Genomic DNA, 14,682 nt, shown 5'->3' on the forward strand with positions numbered 1-14,682 from the left:
GGGGCCGCGGCGTCGCCTCGCCGGCAGGCTGCACGCCACCTGCCACCATGGCGACGGCCGGCTTGCGCGGATGCGGCTCGGTTACCGCAGCAGGGTGACCCGCGCTGCCGGAGCCGACCAGGACGACCGCATCGTCGACGTGCCGGGACCGGCCCGACCGCACCCGTCCGGGTCGGCGTGGGAGCCGCGCGTCGACCTCCACCTGGAGGACGGCCTCGCAGAGGCCGAGGTGGACCACTGGGTCCGCTCGGCCTGCGTCCTGTGCAGCAACGGGTGCGGCTGCGACATCGCGGTGAAGGACGGCCGGATGGTCGGCGTGCGCGGGCGCGCGGACGACCGCGTCAACCGGGGCCGGCTCGGCCCGAAGGGCCTCTACGGCAGCACCCCGTGGTCGCACTCTCCCGACCGGCTCACCCGGCCGCTCGTGCGCGAGGGCGGCGACCTGGTCGAGACCGACTGGGACACCGCGATGGGCCGCATCGTGGCCGAGTCGCGCCGGTTGCTGGACGAGAAGGGCCCGCTGAGCCACGGGTTCTACACCAGCGGGCAGCTCTTCCTCGAGGAGTACTACGCCCAGGCCGTCGTCGGGAAGGCCGGGATCGGCACCCCCCACATGGACGGCAACACGCGGCTGTGCACGGCGACCGCCGCCGCCTCGCTCAAGGAGTCCTTCGGTGCCGACGGCCAGCCCGGCTCCTACGACGACGTGGAGCACGCCGAGGCGATCTTCCTGTACGGCCACAACGTGGCGGAGACGCAGACCGTGCTGTGGCGGCGGATGCTCGACCGCATCGAGGGCACGGACCCGCCGGCCGTCGTGTGCGTCGACCCGCGCGAGACCGACGTGGCGCGGGCGTGCGGCAGGACGGGCGGCGTGCACCTGCCGGTCCGGGTCGGCACCAACGTCGCCCTGGTCAACGGCCTGGTCCGCGAGCTGCTCACCCGCGGCTGGACCGACGACGCGTGGGTCGCTGCGCACACGCTCGGCCGCGAGGACCTCGAGGCGACCGTGGCCGACTACGACCCCGAGCGGGTGGGCCACATCTGCGGCGTCGAGCCGGACGACGTACGCCGCGCGGCCGAGATCTTCGGCACCACCGACCGGGTGCTCTCCACCGTGCTGCAGGGCTTCTACCAGTCGCACCAGGCCACCGCCGCGTCCGTCGGCGTGAACAACCTCCACCTGCTGCGCGGGATGCTCGGCCGGCCCGGCTGCGGGATCCTGCAGATGAACGGCCAGCCGACCGCCCAGAACAACCGGGAGACCGGGGCCGACGGCGACCTGACCGGGTTCCGCAACTGGCAGAACCCCCAGCACGTGCAGCGGCTGGCGGAGCTCTGGAACGTCGACCCGATGACGATCCCGCACTGGTCGGACCCGACGCACGCGATGCAGATCTTCTCCTACGCCGAGGCGGGCACGATCGGGCTGCTCTGGGTCTCGGCGACCAACCCGGCGGTGTCGATGCCGGAGTCCGCGCGGATCAAGCGCATCCTCGGCGGCGAGCAGTGCTTCGTGGTCGTGCAGGACCTGTTCTTCACCGAGACCGCGGCGCTGGCCGACGTGGTGCTGCCGGCCGCGGGGTGGGGCGAGAAGACCGGGACGTTCACCAACGCCGACCGCACCGTGCACCTCTCGGAGCAGGCCGTCGACCCGCCGGGGGAGGCGCGCAGCGACCTCGACATCTGGATGGCCTACGCCGACGCGATGGGCTTCGAGGACAAGGACGGCGCGCCGCTGGTGAAGTGGCGCACCCCCGAGGAGTGGTTCGACGCGTGGCGGGAGGCGAGCGCCGGCCGTCCGTGCGACTACAGCGCGCTGTCCTACGACACGCTGCGCAGCAGCGAGGGCATCCAGTGGCCGGTGACCGAGGAGCAGCCGGACGGGACCGCGCGGCTCTACGCCGACGCGCACTTCCCGAGCGACACCGACTACTGCGAGACCTACGGGCACGACCTGCTCACCGGCGGGACCGTCACCGAGGAGCAGCACCGCGCGAAGGCGCCGGCCGGCCGGGCGTTCCTGAAGGCCGAGCACTGGACCCCGCCCCACGAGCAGGTCAGCGACGAGTTCCCGTTGCGGCTGACCACGGGGCGCACGGTCTACCAGTTCCACACGCGCACCAAGACCGGTCGCGCCCGGCCGCTCGACGCCGCGGCTCCGGGTCCGTGGGTCGAGCTCTGCGCGGCCGACGCCGGCGCGCTCGGCCTCGCCGACGGCGACGAGGCCGAGGTGACCACTCCGCGCGGCTCGATCCGGGCACCGCTGCGGGTCCGCGAGCAGGAGCCCGGCACGGCGTTCGTCCCGTTCCACTACGCGGGGGAGGGCCAGGCCAACGTGCTCACGATGACCGTGTGGGACCCGGTCTCGAAGCAGCCGACGTTCAAGACCGCGGCCTGCCGGGTCGCGAAGGCCGGCCCGGGAGGAGGTGCGTGATGCCGCACCTCGCGACATACGTCGGCCTGGTCGACCACAGCGAGCAGGTGCTCGCGGACTCGTTCCGGACGGTCGCCGACGGGCACGCCCACGTGGCGGACGTCCACCACCTCTGCCTGACGCTGGCCGGCATGTGCGACCGGCACCGCGAGCAGCTCGCGCCGGTGGTCGAGCGCTACGGCGAGGAGGACCTCGACGAGCCCGAGCGGCTCCGCGCCGACGCCCTCCTGCAGGCGAGGGAGGGGGAGATCGGCCTGCTGCGCGACCTCCAGGACCTCCACCTCCTGGCGTCCCTGGTCAAGAGCACGTGGGTCGTCATCGCCCAGGGCGCCCAGGGGCTGCGCGACCGGGATCTGCTGGAGGTCGCGCAGTCCAGCCAGCAGGAGACCGACCGCCAGCTGACGTGGCTCAACACCCGGATGAAGGCCGCAGCGCCGCAGGCGCTGATCGTCGCTCCCTGACCGCTCGCCCGTTCCTGCCTCGCCGCGACGGTGACCCGCACCCGCGAAACACCCCTGGGGGTGGGCATGTGCGACGAAGCGGGCGGACACCGGTCACACATGCGAGCAGTCACCTGGCACGGCGTCCACGACATGCGGGTCGAGCAGGTCCCCGACCCCAAGATCGAGGAGCCGACCGACGTCCTGATCAGGGTCACCTCGAGCGGCCTCTGCGGCTCGGACCTGCACCTCTACGAGACCCTGGCGGCGTTCATGGAGCCCGGCGACATCGTGGGCCACGAGCCCATGGGTGTGGTCGAGGAGGTCGGCAGTGACGTCCACCACCTCGACGTCGGCGACCGGGTGGTGATCCCGTTCAACGTGAGCTGCGGCCACTGCTGGATGTGCGAGCGCAAGCTCTTCAGCCAGTGCGAGACGACCCAGAACCACGAGCACGGCACGGGCGCCAGCTTCCTGGGCTACAGCAAGCTCTACGGCCAGGTGCCCGGCGGCCAGGCCGAGTACCTCCGCGTGCCCCACGGCGCCTTCGGTGCCGTCAAGGTGCCCCACGGCCCGCCGGACGACCGCTTCCTCTTCATGAGCGACGTGCTGCCCACCGCGTGGCAGGCCGTTGAGTACGCCGACGTCCCCGAGGGCGGTTCGCTGCTGGTGCTCGGTGCCGGGCCGATCGGCGACATGGCCAGCCGCATCGCGATGCACCGCGGGCTCCAGGTCACGGTCGCCGAGCTGGTCCCGGAGCGGCTGGCGCGCGTCGCCAACCGCGGCGCCGACATCATCGACATCGAGGCGCTCGGCGACGAGAGCCTCGCCGACGAGATCCGCTCCCGGACCGGTGGCCGCGGACCCGACGCGGTCATCGACGCCGTCGGCATGGAGGCGCACGGATCGAACGTCAAGATCATGCACAAGATGGTGGGGCTGCTCCCGGACGCCCTCGCCGAGCCGCTGCTCAAGCACGGCGGCATGGACCGGCTGACCGCGCTCTACAGCGCCTTCGACTCGGTCCGCCGCGGCGGGACCGTCTCGATCTCCGGCGTCTACGGCGGCGCGGCCGACCCGATCAACATGATGCAGCTCTTCGACAAGCAGGTGCAGATCCGCATGGGCCAGGCCAACGTGCGCGCCTGGACCGACGACATCCTCGCCCTGCTCGAGCAGGACGAGGACGTGCTCGGCGTGGAGAGCTTCGCGACCCACCACCTCCCGCTCGAGGAGGCGCCGCAGGCCTACGAGACCTTCCAGAAGAAGGAGGACGGCGCGATCAAGGTCGTCTTCCGTCCGTAGCGGCGGCGGCCCCCTGGGTCAGTCCTGGGGCTTCACCATCCGGGCCAGGATGGGTGCGGCCAGCGCGTCCGGCAGGTGCGTGCCGAGCTCGGCCTGGAGCCGGTTGAGGAACGACCCCGACACCACGCTCGCCTTGCCCGCGAGGAGGCCGTCGATCGCGTCCTTGGCCACCTCGGCAGGGTCGTCCTTCAGGTCGGTGCGGCCCAGCCGGGTGTCGTCCTCCATGCCCGCCCGGGCGAAGAAGTCGGTGTCGGTCGGCCCCGGCATGAGTGACGTGACGCTGACGCCGGTGTCCTTGAGCTCGTGGCGGATCGCCTCGGCGAAGGAGTGCACGAACGCCTTCGACGCGTTGTACGTCGCCTGGTAGGGGCCGGGTGACACGGCGGCGATCGACGAGGTGATGAGCAGCCGTCCCTCGCCGGCGTCCAGGATGTCGCGGACCACTAGCTTGGCGAGGTGCACGGTGGAGCGGACGTTCAGGTCCACCACGCGCAGGTCGTCCTCGAGCGAGGTCTGGTCGAAGGAGCCGTTGGTGCCGATGCCGGCGTTGAGCGCGGCGACCGCGATCGGGCGGCCGAGCGCGAGCGTGCGGCGGTGCAGCTCCTCGACGCCCTCGTGGGTCGAGAGGTCCACCTGGACGGCGACCGCCTCCGTCTCCTCGGCGAGCTCGCCCCGGACGCCCTCGATCCTGGTCTCGTCGGCCGCGACGACCAGGTCGTGGCCACGCGCAGCGAGCTCGTGGGCGAGCGCCCGTCCGATGCCGGTCGAGGCTCCCGTCACGAGCGCGAGGGGCCGGGCTGCGGGACTCTGGGAGGGGCATCGGCGGTGGACACGCCCGGAGGTACCCGTGTGCCGGCTTCTCACGTCGGGTACCCCGCAGTCACCTGAGGAGGGGGATCCATGAGAACACTCATTGCCTTGCTGGTGGTCATCTGGCTGGTGGTCGGGGCCGTCGCCGCTGCCCAACGCGGCTACTTCGGCGGCGACGACGACGTCAGCTGCAAGGAGTTCAGCGACACGGCCCTGACGATCGTGGCCGGGCCGCTCAACTACGCCGGCGTCAACCCGAAGGTGAAGTGCAAGACCCCGGAGCCCTCGAAGTAGGTCCGGCCGGGGCGCCGATGTCACGTGCCCGGCAGTCGTCTCGTCTCGTGGGTGGGACCAGACGACTGGAGGGACGTGGATCATGCGGGTGTTCGTGGCAGGCGGGAGCGGCGTACTCGGACGCTCCCTGGTGAGGCAGCTGGTGGCGCGTGACCACGAGGTCACGGCGACCACCACCGACGCGAGCCGCCTCGACGTCCTCCGGCGGCTCGGCGCCGAGGCCGTGGTCATGGACGGGCTGGACGCCGCCTCGGTCGGCGAGGTCGTGGCCGCAGCCGCACCCGACACCGTCGTCAACCAGATGACCGGGCTGTCCAGCAGGCACGCGGGCAGAGCGACGCCGTGGAACGTCGGACGCTTCTTCGCGGCCACCAACCGGCTGCGCACCGACGGGATCGACCACCTCCTGGCCGCGGCCGAGGCGGTCGGCGTCTCGCACGTGGTGTCGCAGAGCCACGCCAGCTTCAACGGCGAGCGCACGGGCGGGTGGGTCAAGACCGAGGAGGACCCGCTCGAGGTCACCGAGGGCACGAAGGCGGTCACCCACCTCGAGGACGTGGTGGTCAAGGCGGGTGGCGCGGTCCTCCGCTACGGCGCCTTCTACGGCGGCGGCGCCAACGACGAGCAGGTCGCGCTCGTGCGCAGGCGGATGCTGCCGATCGTCGGTGGCGGGACCGGCTACTCCTCGTGGGTGCACGTGGACGACGCGGCGGCCGCCACCGTGCTGGCCGTGGAGCAGCACGCCACCGGCGTGTTCAACATCGTCGACGACGAGCCCGCCCCGGTGAGCGAGTGGCTGCCGCACCTGGCGCGGTCGGTCGGGGCGAAGCCGCCGCGGCGGCTCCAAACCTGGTTGGCACGGCTGATCGCCGGAGAGATGGTGGTGGGCATGATGACCGAGGGCCGGGGCTTCTCCAACGCCAAGGCCAAGCGGGAGCTGGGCTGGGTGCTCGAGCACCCCTCGTGGCGCGAGGGGTTCGCGGAGGCGCTGTCATGACGCGCACCGAGGAGTTCGAGGAGCTGCGGCCGCTGCTGTTCTCGATCGCCTACCGGCTGCTCGGCAGCGTGGCGGAGGCCGAGGACGCCGTCCAGGAGTCGTGGCTGCGCTACGAGTCGACGCCGACGGTGCCGCGCTCGCCCAAGGCCTTCCTGTCCGCCGTGGTCACGAGGATCTCGATCGACGTGCTCCGCTCGGCACGGGTCCGGCGCGAGCAGTACGTCGGCGACTGGCTGCCGGAGCCGCTGCTGGCCGATCCCTACGAGGACCCGGCCCGCGCGGCCGAGCTCGCCGACTCCGTCTCGATGGCGGCGCTGCTGCTCCTCGAGCGGCTCTCGCCGCTCGAGCGCGCGGTGTTCGTGCTGCGCGAGGTGTTCGCCTTCGACTTCGCCGACGTGGCGTCGGCGGTTGGGCGCTCGGAGGCGGCCTGCCGCCAGCTCGCCGCCCGGGCGCGACGACACATGGAGAGCGGTCGGCCCCGCTTCGAGGCCGACCGTCGCGAGCGCGCGGAGCTCGCCGCCCGGTTCTTCGACGCCGTCCGCGACGGCGACGTCGACGGGCTCAAGGAGCTGCTCGCGGCCGACGTCCGCCTGGTCGGCGACGGCGGCGGCAAGGCCCCGGCGCTGGCCCGCCAGGTCGTCGGCGACGACAAGGTCGCGCGGGTGCTGGCGGCGTTCTTCCCGAGGCTCGCCACGCTGCGGGTGACGTTCGAGGAGCACGAGGTCAACGGCCAGCCCGGAGCGATCCTGCGCGACCGCGACGGCAACGTGGTCAGCACGTGGGCGCTCGACGTGCTGGACGGCAGGATCCAGACCGTCCGCTCCGTCGGCAACCCCGACAAGCTCCGGCACGTCGGTCCGGTGGCGGACGTCTGGGCCCTGCTCAGCCAGTTCAGGAAGACTCGGCCGGTCACGCGGTGAACGACTCGGGGCCGAAGCGGCCCACCGCGATGAAGACCGCGAGCGCGACGTACACGACGTTGACCAGCACGAGCTTGACCTGACCCAGCCGGCCGTGGGTGATCATCGCCCCGACCATGAGGCCCACCCAGACCACCGCCGTGATCGGCACCAGCACGGGCGCCACGTCGGTCACGGCCGGCAGGATCAGGCCGACCGCGGCCAGCAGCTCGAGCACCCCCAGCGTCTTCACGAACGCGGGACTGACCCCGCGCGTCCACGCGGCACCCTCGTGCACGGCCAGCTTGTCCTTCGACACCAAGGTCTTGGTCAGGCCACCGGTCAGGGCGACCAGGGCCAGCAGCCCGGCGGTGATCCACAGTGCGACGTTCATCGGTCTCCTCCTCGGAAGCGGTCGCCCCGGACGGGCGACCTGCTTCCCACGAGACGAGGGCGCGGCGTCGAGGAGTGACACCGGGAAGGCCGGTTGTGACCGAGCCCACGGGGGCGCGGGAGGAGGCCGAGAGGTGCGGACGGGCTGGCCTGTAAGCCGGGTTCTGTTCCCGGGTCCCTCGCGGTTCCCGATCGGCGACCATCCATCTACGGGTGCCGTTGCCGGCACCCTCCAGCGGTCTACCCGCGTACTCGGGCGGGCCGCCCTGTGCCATCTCTGGCGCGTACGCGCGCCCGGTGCCCGAAGGCGCCGGACTTCTTGACCTTGCTCCAGGTGGGGTTTGCCTAGCCGGCCCGGTCGCCCGGGCCGCTGGTGGTCTCTTGCACCACCGTTTCACCCTTGCCGCTGCGGCCCGGAGGCCGCAGTGGCGGTCTGTTCTCTGTGGCACTGTCCCGCGGGTCACCCCGGGTGGGTGTTGCCCACCACCTTGCCCTGTGGAGCCCGGACTTTCCTCGGCACCGCACCTCGAGAGGCGTGGTGACGCGGTCGCCCGGCCAGCCCATCCGCATGCACAGCGTAGGGGACCGGCCGCACCGAGTCAGGGCCCCTGGTCGGGGTACCGGAGGGCATGCAACACAAGAGGCTGCTGTTCTTCGGCGTGGTGACCCTGATCCTCGCGGTCCTGGCCATCATGGTGATCGTCGGCATCGTCCAGGGCGGCGACGCCGACCAGGGCGACACGGGCGACGATCCCTACGTCGTGCCGGTGGGCAGTACGTTCCTGCCATGAGCTACTGGTTCTGTCTCAACCACCACGCGGTCGAGGGCCAGGACGGCTGCGCCTACAAGGACCGCCTGGGGCCCTACGACACCGAGGCCGAGGCCGCGCGCGCGCTCGAGAAGGTCAAGGAGCGCAACGAGGAGTGGGACAACGACCCACGCTGGAACGACAAGCCCGCCGACTGAGGTGGCGATCCCGCAGGGTCACAAGGCCTCGCCCTGGCCGTTCGTGGCCATGATCGGCATGGCCGGCTGCTTCTTCGTCTACGCCGCCAGCGGGCTGCTCGCCCCGTGGTACGGCGTGGTGCTGCTGCTGGTGATCTGGGTGGTGCTGTTCGTGGTCACCACCCGCTGGTGGACCCCGCACCCGAAGCGGACGCTGCTGCTGCCGCTGGTCGCGATCGTCGTGTGGTTCGGCGTGATCACTGCCGGTGAGGTGCTCTTCGACTGGACGGCGTGAGCCTCACCGAGGGCTGACGCGCAGGATCACGTCGCGCCGTCCGCCGTTGTCGGTGGTGACGAGCAGGTCGCCGTTCTCGGCGCTGGTGACCTGACGGATCCGGCCGTAGTGGCGCAGCACCCGCGGCGCGCGCACCCGCTTCAGCTTCCCCGGGTCGTCGAAGGTCAGGAACAGCACCCGGCTGGCCTTGAGGCACGCCACCGCGAGCGCGCCGTCGAGGGCGCCCCACTTGGCGCCGTCCACGAACCCGCCGCCGGAGGTCGCGAGCGTCGGGTTGCCGGAGCGCCAGCGGGCCCTGACCTGCTTGCCGGGCAGCGACTGGTCGGTCATCGGGACGGACTCGTTGTAGCCCGGCACCGGGTTGTAGCCGTAGTCACCGCCGTTGACGAGCAGGTTGACCTCGTCGTCGCGGAACGTGCCCTGCTCGATGCTCCAGAGCGTGCCGTCGGCGCGCTCCGCGACGCCCTGGACGTTGCGGTGGCCGTAGGTGTGCACGTAGCGCCGAGGGCCGCTCTCCGCCGCGAACGGGTTCTCCGGCCACGGCGCCCCGGTGAACCTGTCGAGCCGCAGCGTCTTGCCGCCGAGCGAGTCGAGGTCCTCGGGGTTGGTGCCCTGGGCGGCGTCACCGGTGCCGACGAGCAGCGACCCGTCGCTCGTCACGAGCAGCCGGCACCCGCCGTGCCGCCCGCTGCTGGTCGGGAAGCCGCCGACCAGCACCTTGTCCATCCTCGCCTTGCGCAGCCGCTTGTCGAGCGTCCAGGCGGTGACGTGCACGTCGTGGCCGCCGTTGCCGGTGAAGCCGCCCTGGCAGACGTAGATGCGGTGGTTGGTCCTGAAGTCAGGATCGACCTCGAGCCCCAGCAGGCCGGTCTCGCCCGAGACCCAGACCGAACGCCGCGGGAACGCGACCCGGCGTACCTTGCCGCGCTTGAAGACCGACAGCGTGGCCCGGTCGCGCTGGGTGAAGATCAAGGCCCCGCCCGGCAGCGTCTTCACGTCCCACGGGTGGTCGAGGTGCCGGACGACGGTGGTGACCTTGAGCTTGGGCAGGGGCTTGCGCTCGGCGCGCTCGACCGGTGCCGGCTCTGCCTCCGCCGCCGGCGGGCCAGCCGCGGCTACCGGAGTTGCCGGAGCGAGCAGGACCAGGACGACTGCGAGCAGCACCGAGCGCATGCCCGCGACCGTACTCCGACGGGTTGCGAAGTGCCGTCGACCAGACAGTGACACATCCGTGCTCTATGTGTCCCCGAAGTCTGCACAGTCGAGAACATCGAGGTCGGCATCCACAGGGACGCGTGAGCGACCGAACGACGGACCCACATCCGGGCAGGGTTCCGGACGTGACCATCCCGGACATCCTGCTCGCGCAAGACGGCGTCATCTCTCGACGGCAGGTCCTCGAGGCCGGCGACCGTCCGTGCGACATCAGACGACGCTTGCGACGTCGCGAGTGGAAACCAGTTCATCCAGGGGTCTACGTCAACCACACAGGGCCGCCGACATGGAACCAGCTGGCCTGGGCGGCCGTGCTGTTCTACTGGCCCGCGGCCCTCGAGGGAGCGTCGGCGCTGCACGCCCACAACGTGCGTGGTTACGAACCTCGGCGCGGGGCGCCCATCCGCGTATGCGTCGACCGGACTCGCACGATCAGGAGGCGTGTGGGGATCACCGTCTACCAGGTGGCCCGTGCTGAGTCTCAGTGCAACATGGTGCTCTCACCGCCTCGCCAATCGGTCGAGCATGCTCTCCTGAGCGTCGCGTCGCGCAAGAAGAGGCTGGACTCCTGCGTCGCGACGGTCGCGGATGCCGTGCAGGACGGCCGCACGACGGCGAAGCGGTTGAGGTCGGCCCTCGCCGATCGACCCAAGCTCAGGCACCGGGCTCTCCTCCGACAGCTCTTGGGAGACGTCGACGAAGGTGTGCGCTCGGTCCTCGAGTACCGCTACAAGAAGTACGTCGAGCACGCCCACGGGCTACCGCGTGCCGAGCGACAGCAGCCATGGGTCCTGGGCGGCAAGAAGAAGTATCCCGATGTCGAGTACGAGGACCAGAACGTGCTGGTGCATCTCGACGGTCGCGTCGGCCACGCCGACTCGCTCGACAGGTGGTCAGACTTCGAGGCGGATCTCGCCGGGGCCATCGATCGCATTGTCAGCGTGCGCATCGGATGGGGACAGGTCCTGGACCCGTGTCGCCTTGCCGCGGCGGTCGGCGCACTGCTGCACCAGCGGGGTTGGACCGGCCGACCGTTCCCGTGTTCGCCGATGTGCACCGCATTTGAGACACCTGACGACTCAGATGTGGCACAAAGCGATTGAGTCGCGCGGGGGGCGCGTGCGATTCAGGGACTGCACCACAACAGAGCCACCCTGCGCCCCCATTTGTGGTGCAGTCGGAGGGACGACTCAGAGCCAGCCGTACCCGTCAGCGGTGATGACGGCCTCGGTGCGGTTCGCCGCACCGGTCTTGCCGATCGCCGAGGACAGGTGGTTGCGCACGGTGCCCTCCGACAGGAACAGCTTGCGCGCGATGGTCGCGACCGACGAGCCGTCGCGCGCGGCGCGCAGCACCTCGGTCTCCCGCTGGGTCAGCGGTGACTCGCCGGCGACGAGCGAGTCGGTGGCCAGGGCGGGGTCGACCACGCGGAGGCCGGCGTGCACGCGGCGTACGGCGTCGGCCAGCTGGGCGGCGGGTGTGTCCTTCACGACGAACCCGGCCGCGCCGGCCTGAAGAGCCCGCCTCAGGTAGCCCGGCCGGCCGAACGTCGTCACGATGAGCACCTTCGTGGACGGCGAGACGCGACGCACCTCCGCCGTCGCCGCGATCCCGTCGAGACCCGGCATCTCCACGTCGAGCAGCGCCACGTCGGGGTGGTGCTCGAGGACGGCCGGTACGACGGCGTCGCCGGCCCCGACCTCGGTCACCACCTCGAGGTCGGACTCGAGGTTGAGCAGCGCGGCCAGCGCACCGCGGACCAGTGCCTGGTCGTCGGCGAGCAGCAGCCGGATCGTCATGGCCGGACGACCGAGAGGGAGAACCCGGGGGAGAGGTCGCGCGTGACGACCGAGGCGCCCACCTCGGCGGCCCGCTCGCGCAGCCCCGCCAGCCCGGAGCCGCCCTGCTCGGGCGACGCCGTGGCGGACCCGTCGTCGCGGACCTCAGCGCTGGTCGGCGTCAGCACGACCTCGCAGCGCCGGGCGCCGGAGTGCCGGATCACGTTGGTGACGCCCTCCCGCACGGTCCAGGCGAACAGCTCGCGCAGCTCGGTCGGGACGTCGTCGGTCGAGTTGGGCAGCTCGGCCTCGATCTCGGCGGCGCGCAGCGCGACCCGGGCGCGCACCAGCTCGCCGGGCAGGGTGATGTCGCGGTAGCCCTCGACCGCACGGCGTACGTCGTGCAGCGCGTCGCGGCTGAGCCGCTCGAGGTCGGCGAGCTCGGTGCGAGCACGGTCGAGGTCGACGTCGAGGAGCTTCTGCGCGAGCTCGGCCTTCACGGTGATGACGGTCAGCGAGTGACCGAGGATGTCGTGGAGGTCGCGGGCGAAGCGGGTGCGCTCGTTGTCGACGGCGAGTCGGGCATTCTCGAGCTGTGCGTTGACGAGGTCGATGTTGCGGGTCATCACGGCCCGCATGCCGAAGACGGCCACGGAGGCGGCCATGATGCCGAACGCCGTGCCGACCTGGCTGCCCCAGTCCTCCCGGGCGCCGAGGGCGATGGTTCCCACGACCAGGCCCACCGCGATGGGGGCGGCCACCCGGAACGGGAAGACCATCACGCACGCGACGCTGACGTAGACCACGCACGCCAGCCCGGGCTCGCCCACGCTGGCGATGGTCACGGCGGCGAGGCCCACCAGCACGCCGAGGTAGGGCAACGACCAGCTCAGGGGCGGGGTGTCGACCAGGCGCTGCCGGTCGGCCCGGGCCCTGACCCACAGCGACATGTAGGCGCCGGCGAACGCCAGCGTGCTCGCGATGCCCAGGAGGCCGCGTGCCTCGTCGCGGTGCTGCCAGCCCTCGAGCAGCGGGTTGAGGAGGAAGAACAGCCAGATGGCTGCGAACAGCGGACCCATCCGGCCCGTCGAGCCGGGGGTCGACACCCCCGGCACCGGCGTGACCGGCTCGGTCTTGCTCACAGGCATCAAGGTAGTCACACGCGGGCGGTGTCCTTGCTCATCCGCCACGCCGCGCCGAGGACGAAGACGGCGAGCCACCCGACGGCGTTGACCACGGCGTACCACGGCAGCTCCCCGGTCAGCGGGGCGCGCGTGACCTCGGCGACCCCGAACATGGGCGTCCACTGCGCGACGTGCCAGATCAGGCTGCTGTGGTCGTCGATCGGGATGAACACGTCGCCGAGGAACGACATCAGCGCCAGGCCGGGACCGAGGACCTGCATGGCGTTCTCGCCGGGCACGAGGTAGCCGACGAAGACCCCGAGCGCCGCGAAGACGAGCGTGCAGAGGATCGCGAGCACGGCGCACGCGAGCCACCTCCCGGCGGGCATGTCGGGCTTGCCCTGGACGAGCCCCGCGACGTTCACGACCAGCACGGCGATCGCGCCCATCACGAGCGCGACCATGGCCTTGATGCCGATGTAGACGACCGGGCTGAGCGGGGTCAGCCGCAGCTGCCGCGACCAGCCCATCGCGCGTTCCATGGCGACCATGGCGCCGGCCGCCGCGGCGGTCAGCGCAGCGCCGTACAGCGCCATCGACACCAGGATGTACGCCGCGGCGTTGCCGTGGCCGACGTCGTCGTTCCACCCCTTGACGCCGCCGAAGGCGAAGAACAGCCCGGCGGGGAGGACCAGGGTGAAGATGATGGTGCGGCGATTGCGCAGCATCCGCTTGATCTCGATGCGCAGGATCGTCGCGTTGAGGCCGCCGTACGGCGGGACCTTGCGCGTGGTCGGGTCGACGGTGGCGGTGCTCATCGGTGGTCTCCCTCGTGGGTCAGGCTCAGGAACGCGTCCTCGAGGCCCTTCGACGTGATCTCCAGGTCGCGGGCGTCGGTCTCGGTCAGCAGGTAGCGCGCGACGGCGTCGCTGTCCTTGGTGTGGACCAGCACGGTCTCGCCGCGGACCTCGATCGCGTCGACGCCGCCGATGGCCGCGATCCGGTCGGTGTCGGCGTTCGCGAGCGTCGCCCGGACCGACCTGCCCGCCGCCAGCGCGCGGATCTCGGAGCCGCTGCCGTCGGCGACGATCCGGCCGTTGCTGATGAGCACGATCCGGTCGGCGTACTGGTCGGCCTCCTCGAGGTAGTGCGTCGCGAACAGCACCGTGCGGCCCTGCTGCGCGTCGCGGCGGATCGCCGACCAGAACGTCCGCCGTCCCTCGACGTCCATGCCGGTCGTGGGCTCGTCGAGGAGCAGCAGCGCGGGGTCGGGCAGCAGCGCCATCGCGAACCGCAGCCGCTGCTGCTCACCGCCGGAGCACTTGGCGACCTTGCGGTCGGCGATGCCGGTGATGCCGGCGTTCGCGAGCACCTCGTCGACGGGCTTGGTGTCGGCGAACAGGCTGGCGGTGTACTCCACCGTCTCCCGCACGCTCAGGTCCTTGATCAGGCCGCCGGTCTGCATCACGGCGCTGACCAGGCCGCGAGCGATCGCCTGCCGCGGCTCGAGACCCAGCACGCGCACGTCGCCGGTCGTCGGCCGTGACAGCCCGAGCACCATGTCGATCGTCGTCGTCTTGCCGGCGCCGTTCGGCCCGAGGAAGGCGACGACCTCGCCCTGCTGGAGCTCGAGGTCGATGCCGCGCACGGCCTTGACGTCACCGAACGACTTGGTCACCCCCGAGAGCGACACCGCGGGAACGGCGGCCGGTCGTGCGCCGGTCTCGACGAGCTGGGTCTGAGTCATGC

17 protein-coding genes and 1 other RNA gene are annotated in these 14,682 nt (G+C 71.5%); 10 read left to right on the forward strand and 8 right to left on the reverse strand.

Annotated features, from left to right (window positions below; all coding sequences use genetic code 11):
* The first annotated feature begins 94 nt into the window (after positions 1–94).
* From G514_RS0110840 to G514_RS0110850, 3 genes are all read left to right on the forward strand, one after another.
* Positions 95–2,437 (forward strand): molybdopterin oxidoreductase family protein, encoded by a 2,343-nt coding sequence (locus G514_RS0110840; RefSeq protein WP_028651761.1) that lies wholly within the window; start codon positions 95–97, stop codon positions 2,435–2,437.
* The gene (locus G514_RS0110845; protein ID WP_028651762.1) at positions 2,437–2,898 is read left to right on the forward strand and encodes a hypothetical protein; all 462 of its coding nucleotides are present in this window, start codon (positions 2,437–2,439) and stop codon (positions 2,896–2,898) included. The genes G514_RS0110840 and G514_RS0110845 overlap by 1 nt, the downstream gene beginning before the upstream one ends.
* A gap of 99 nt (positions 2,899–2,997) precedes the next feature.
* Positions 2,998–4,182 (forward strand): alcohol dehydrogenase catalytic domain-containing protein, encoded by a 1,185-nt coding sequence (locus tag G514_RS0110850; RefSeq protein ID WP_028651763.1) that lies wholly within the window; start codon positions 2,998–3,000, stop codon positions 4,180–4,182.
* Between the two features lie 18 nt (positions 4,183–4,200).
* Here the strand turns inward: G514_RS0110850 and G514_RS26185 are convergent, their stop codons facing one another.
* Positions 4,201–4,962, reverse strand: coding sequence for an SDR family NAD(P)-dependent oxidoreductase (locus G514_RS26185; RefSeq protein ID WP_036564570.1), 762 nt, complete (start codon positions 4,960–4,962; stop codon positions 4,201–4,203).
* 120 nt (positions 4,963–5,082) lie between these two features.
* Here G514_RS26185 and G514_RS0110860 point away from each other — a divergent pair, with 120 nt between their 5' ends.
* The 3 genes from G514_RS0110860 to G514_RS0110870 all read left to right on the forward strand — a co-directional run bounded on the left by G514_RS0110860 (position 5,083) and on the right by G514_RS0110870 (position 7,203).
* Positions 5,083–5,286, forward strand: a complete 204-nt coding sequence (locus G514_RS0110860; RefSeq protein WP_028651764.1) for a hypothetical protein — start codon at positions 5,083–5,085, stop codon at positions 5,284–5,286.
* Between the two features lie 82 nt (positions 5,287–5,368).
* Positions 5,369–6,283: an NAD-dependent epimerase/dehydratase family protein gene (locus tag G514_RS0110865; protein WP_028651765.1), complete on the forward strand. Its 915-nt coding sequence runs from the start codon at positions 5,369–5,371 to the stop codon at positions 6,281–6,283.
* Complete coding sequence (locus G514_RS0110870) at positions 6,280–7,203, forward strand: RNA polymerase sigma-70 factor (protein WP_028651766.1); 924 nt, start codon at positions 6,280–6,282, stop codon at positions 7,201–7,203. Before G514_RS0110865 ends, G514_RS0110870 begins: the two co-directional genes overlap by 4 nt.
* Here G514_RS0110870 and G514_RS0110875 read toward each other — a convergent pair.
* Positions 7,193–7,576: a DoxX family protein gene (locus tag G514_RS0110875; protein ID WP_028651767.1), complete on the reverse strand. Its 384-nt coding sequence runs from the start codon at positions 7,574–7,576 to the stop codon at positions 7,193–7,195. The genes G514_RS0110870 and G514_RS0110875 overlap by 11 nt on opposite strands.
* 136 nt (positions 7,577–7,712) lie before the next feature.
* Positions 7,713–8,138: RNase P RNA component class A (rnpB, locus tag G514_RS29325), an RNA gene on the reverse strand.
* A gap of 66 nt (positions 8,139–8,204) precedes the next feature.
* Between rnpB and G514_RS30275 the strand changes: the two genes are divergently transcribed.
* Genes G514_RS30275 through G514_RS0110890 form a run of 3 tightly spaced genes read left to right on the forward strand, consistent with a single transcriptional unit; the run spans position 8,205 to position 8,816 of the window.
* Positions 8,205–8,366: a hypothetical protein gene (locus G514_RS30275; protein ID WP_157544735.1), complete on the forward strand. Its 162-nt coding sequence runs from the start codon at positions 8,205–8,207 to the stop codon at positions 8,364–8,366.
* On the forward strand, positions 8,363–8,542 hold the full coding sequence (locus tag G514_RS0110885) for a hypothetical protein (protein ID WP_028651768.1): 180 nt from the start codon (positions 8,363–8,365) through the stop codon (positions 8,540–8,542). The genes G514_RS30275 and G514_RS0110885 overlap by 4 nt, the downstream gene beginning before the upstream one ends.
* A 1-nt stretch (position 8,543) precedes the next feature.
* A complete protein-coding gene (locus G514_RS0110890) occupies positions 8,544–8,816 on the forward strand; it encodes a hypothetical protein (protein WP_051247331.1) in 273 nt (90 codons plus the stop codon).
* A 3-nt stretch (positions 8,817–8,819) separates the two neighbouring features.
* Here the strand turns inward: G514_RS0110890 and G514_RS26190 are convergent, their stop codons facing one another.
* Entirely contained in the window at positions 8,820–9,989 is a 1,170-nt protein-coding gene (locus tag G514_RS26190) for a PQQ-dependent sugar dehydrogenase (protein WP_036564573.1), read from the reverse strand.
* 167 nt (positions 9,990–10,156) lie between these two features.
* Here G514_RS26190 and G514_RS29175 point away from each other — a divergent pair, with 167 nt between their 5' ends.
* Positions 10,157–11,134 carry a hypothetical protein gene (locus tag G514_RS29175; protein ID WP_157544737.1) on the forward strand — a complete coding sequence of 326 codons (978 nt, stop codon included), beginning with the start codon at positions 10,157–10,159 and terminating at the stop codon, positions 11,132–11,134.
* A gap of 87 nt (positions 11,135–11,221) precedes the next feature.
* On the opposite strand, the gene G514_RS0110905 is transcribed toward G514_RS29175, so the two are convergent.
* The 4 genes from G514_RS0110905 to G514_RS0110920 are packed head-to-tail and all read right to left on the reverse strand — an operon-like array spanning position 11,222 to position 14,680.
* Positions 11,222–11,830 (reverse strand): response regulator transcription factor, encoded by a 609-nt coding sequence (locus G514_RS0110905; RefSeq protein ID WP_028651770.1) that lies wholly within the window; start codon positions 11,828–11,830, stop codon positions 11,222–11,224.
* On the reverse strand, positions 11,827–12,951 hold the full coding sequence (locus G514_RS0110910; protein ID WP_211222117.1) for a sensor histidine kinase: 1,125 nt from the start codon (positions 12,949–12,951) through the stop codon (positions 11,827–11,829). The genes G514_RS0110905 and G514_RS0110910 overlap by 4 nt, the downstream gene beginning before the upstream one ends.
* A 14-nt stretch (positions 12,952–12,965) precedes the next feature.
* Entirely contained in the window at positions 12,966–13,751 is a 786-nt protein-coding gene (locus G514_RS0110915; protein ID WP_028651772.1) for an ABC transporter permease, read from the reverse strand.
* On the reverse strand, positions 13,748–14,680 hold the full coding sequence (locus G514_RS0110920) for an ABC transporter ATP-binding protein (RefSeq protein ID WP_028651773.1): 933 nt from the start codon (positions 14,678–14,680) through the stop codon (positions 13,748–13,750). The genes G514_RS0110915 and G514_RS0110920 overlap by 4 nt, the downstream gene beginning before the upstream one ends.
* Positions 14,681–14,682 lie beyond the last annotated feature (2 nt).

Source organism: Nocardioides halotolerans DSM 19273, from assembly GCF_000422805.1.
Lineage (GTDB): Bacteria > Actinomycetota > Actinomycetes > Propionibacteriales > Nocardioidaceae > Nocardioides > Nocardioides halotolerans.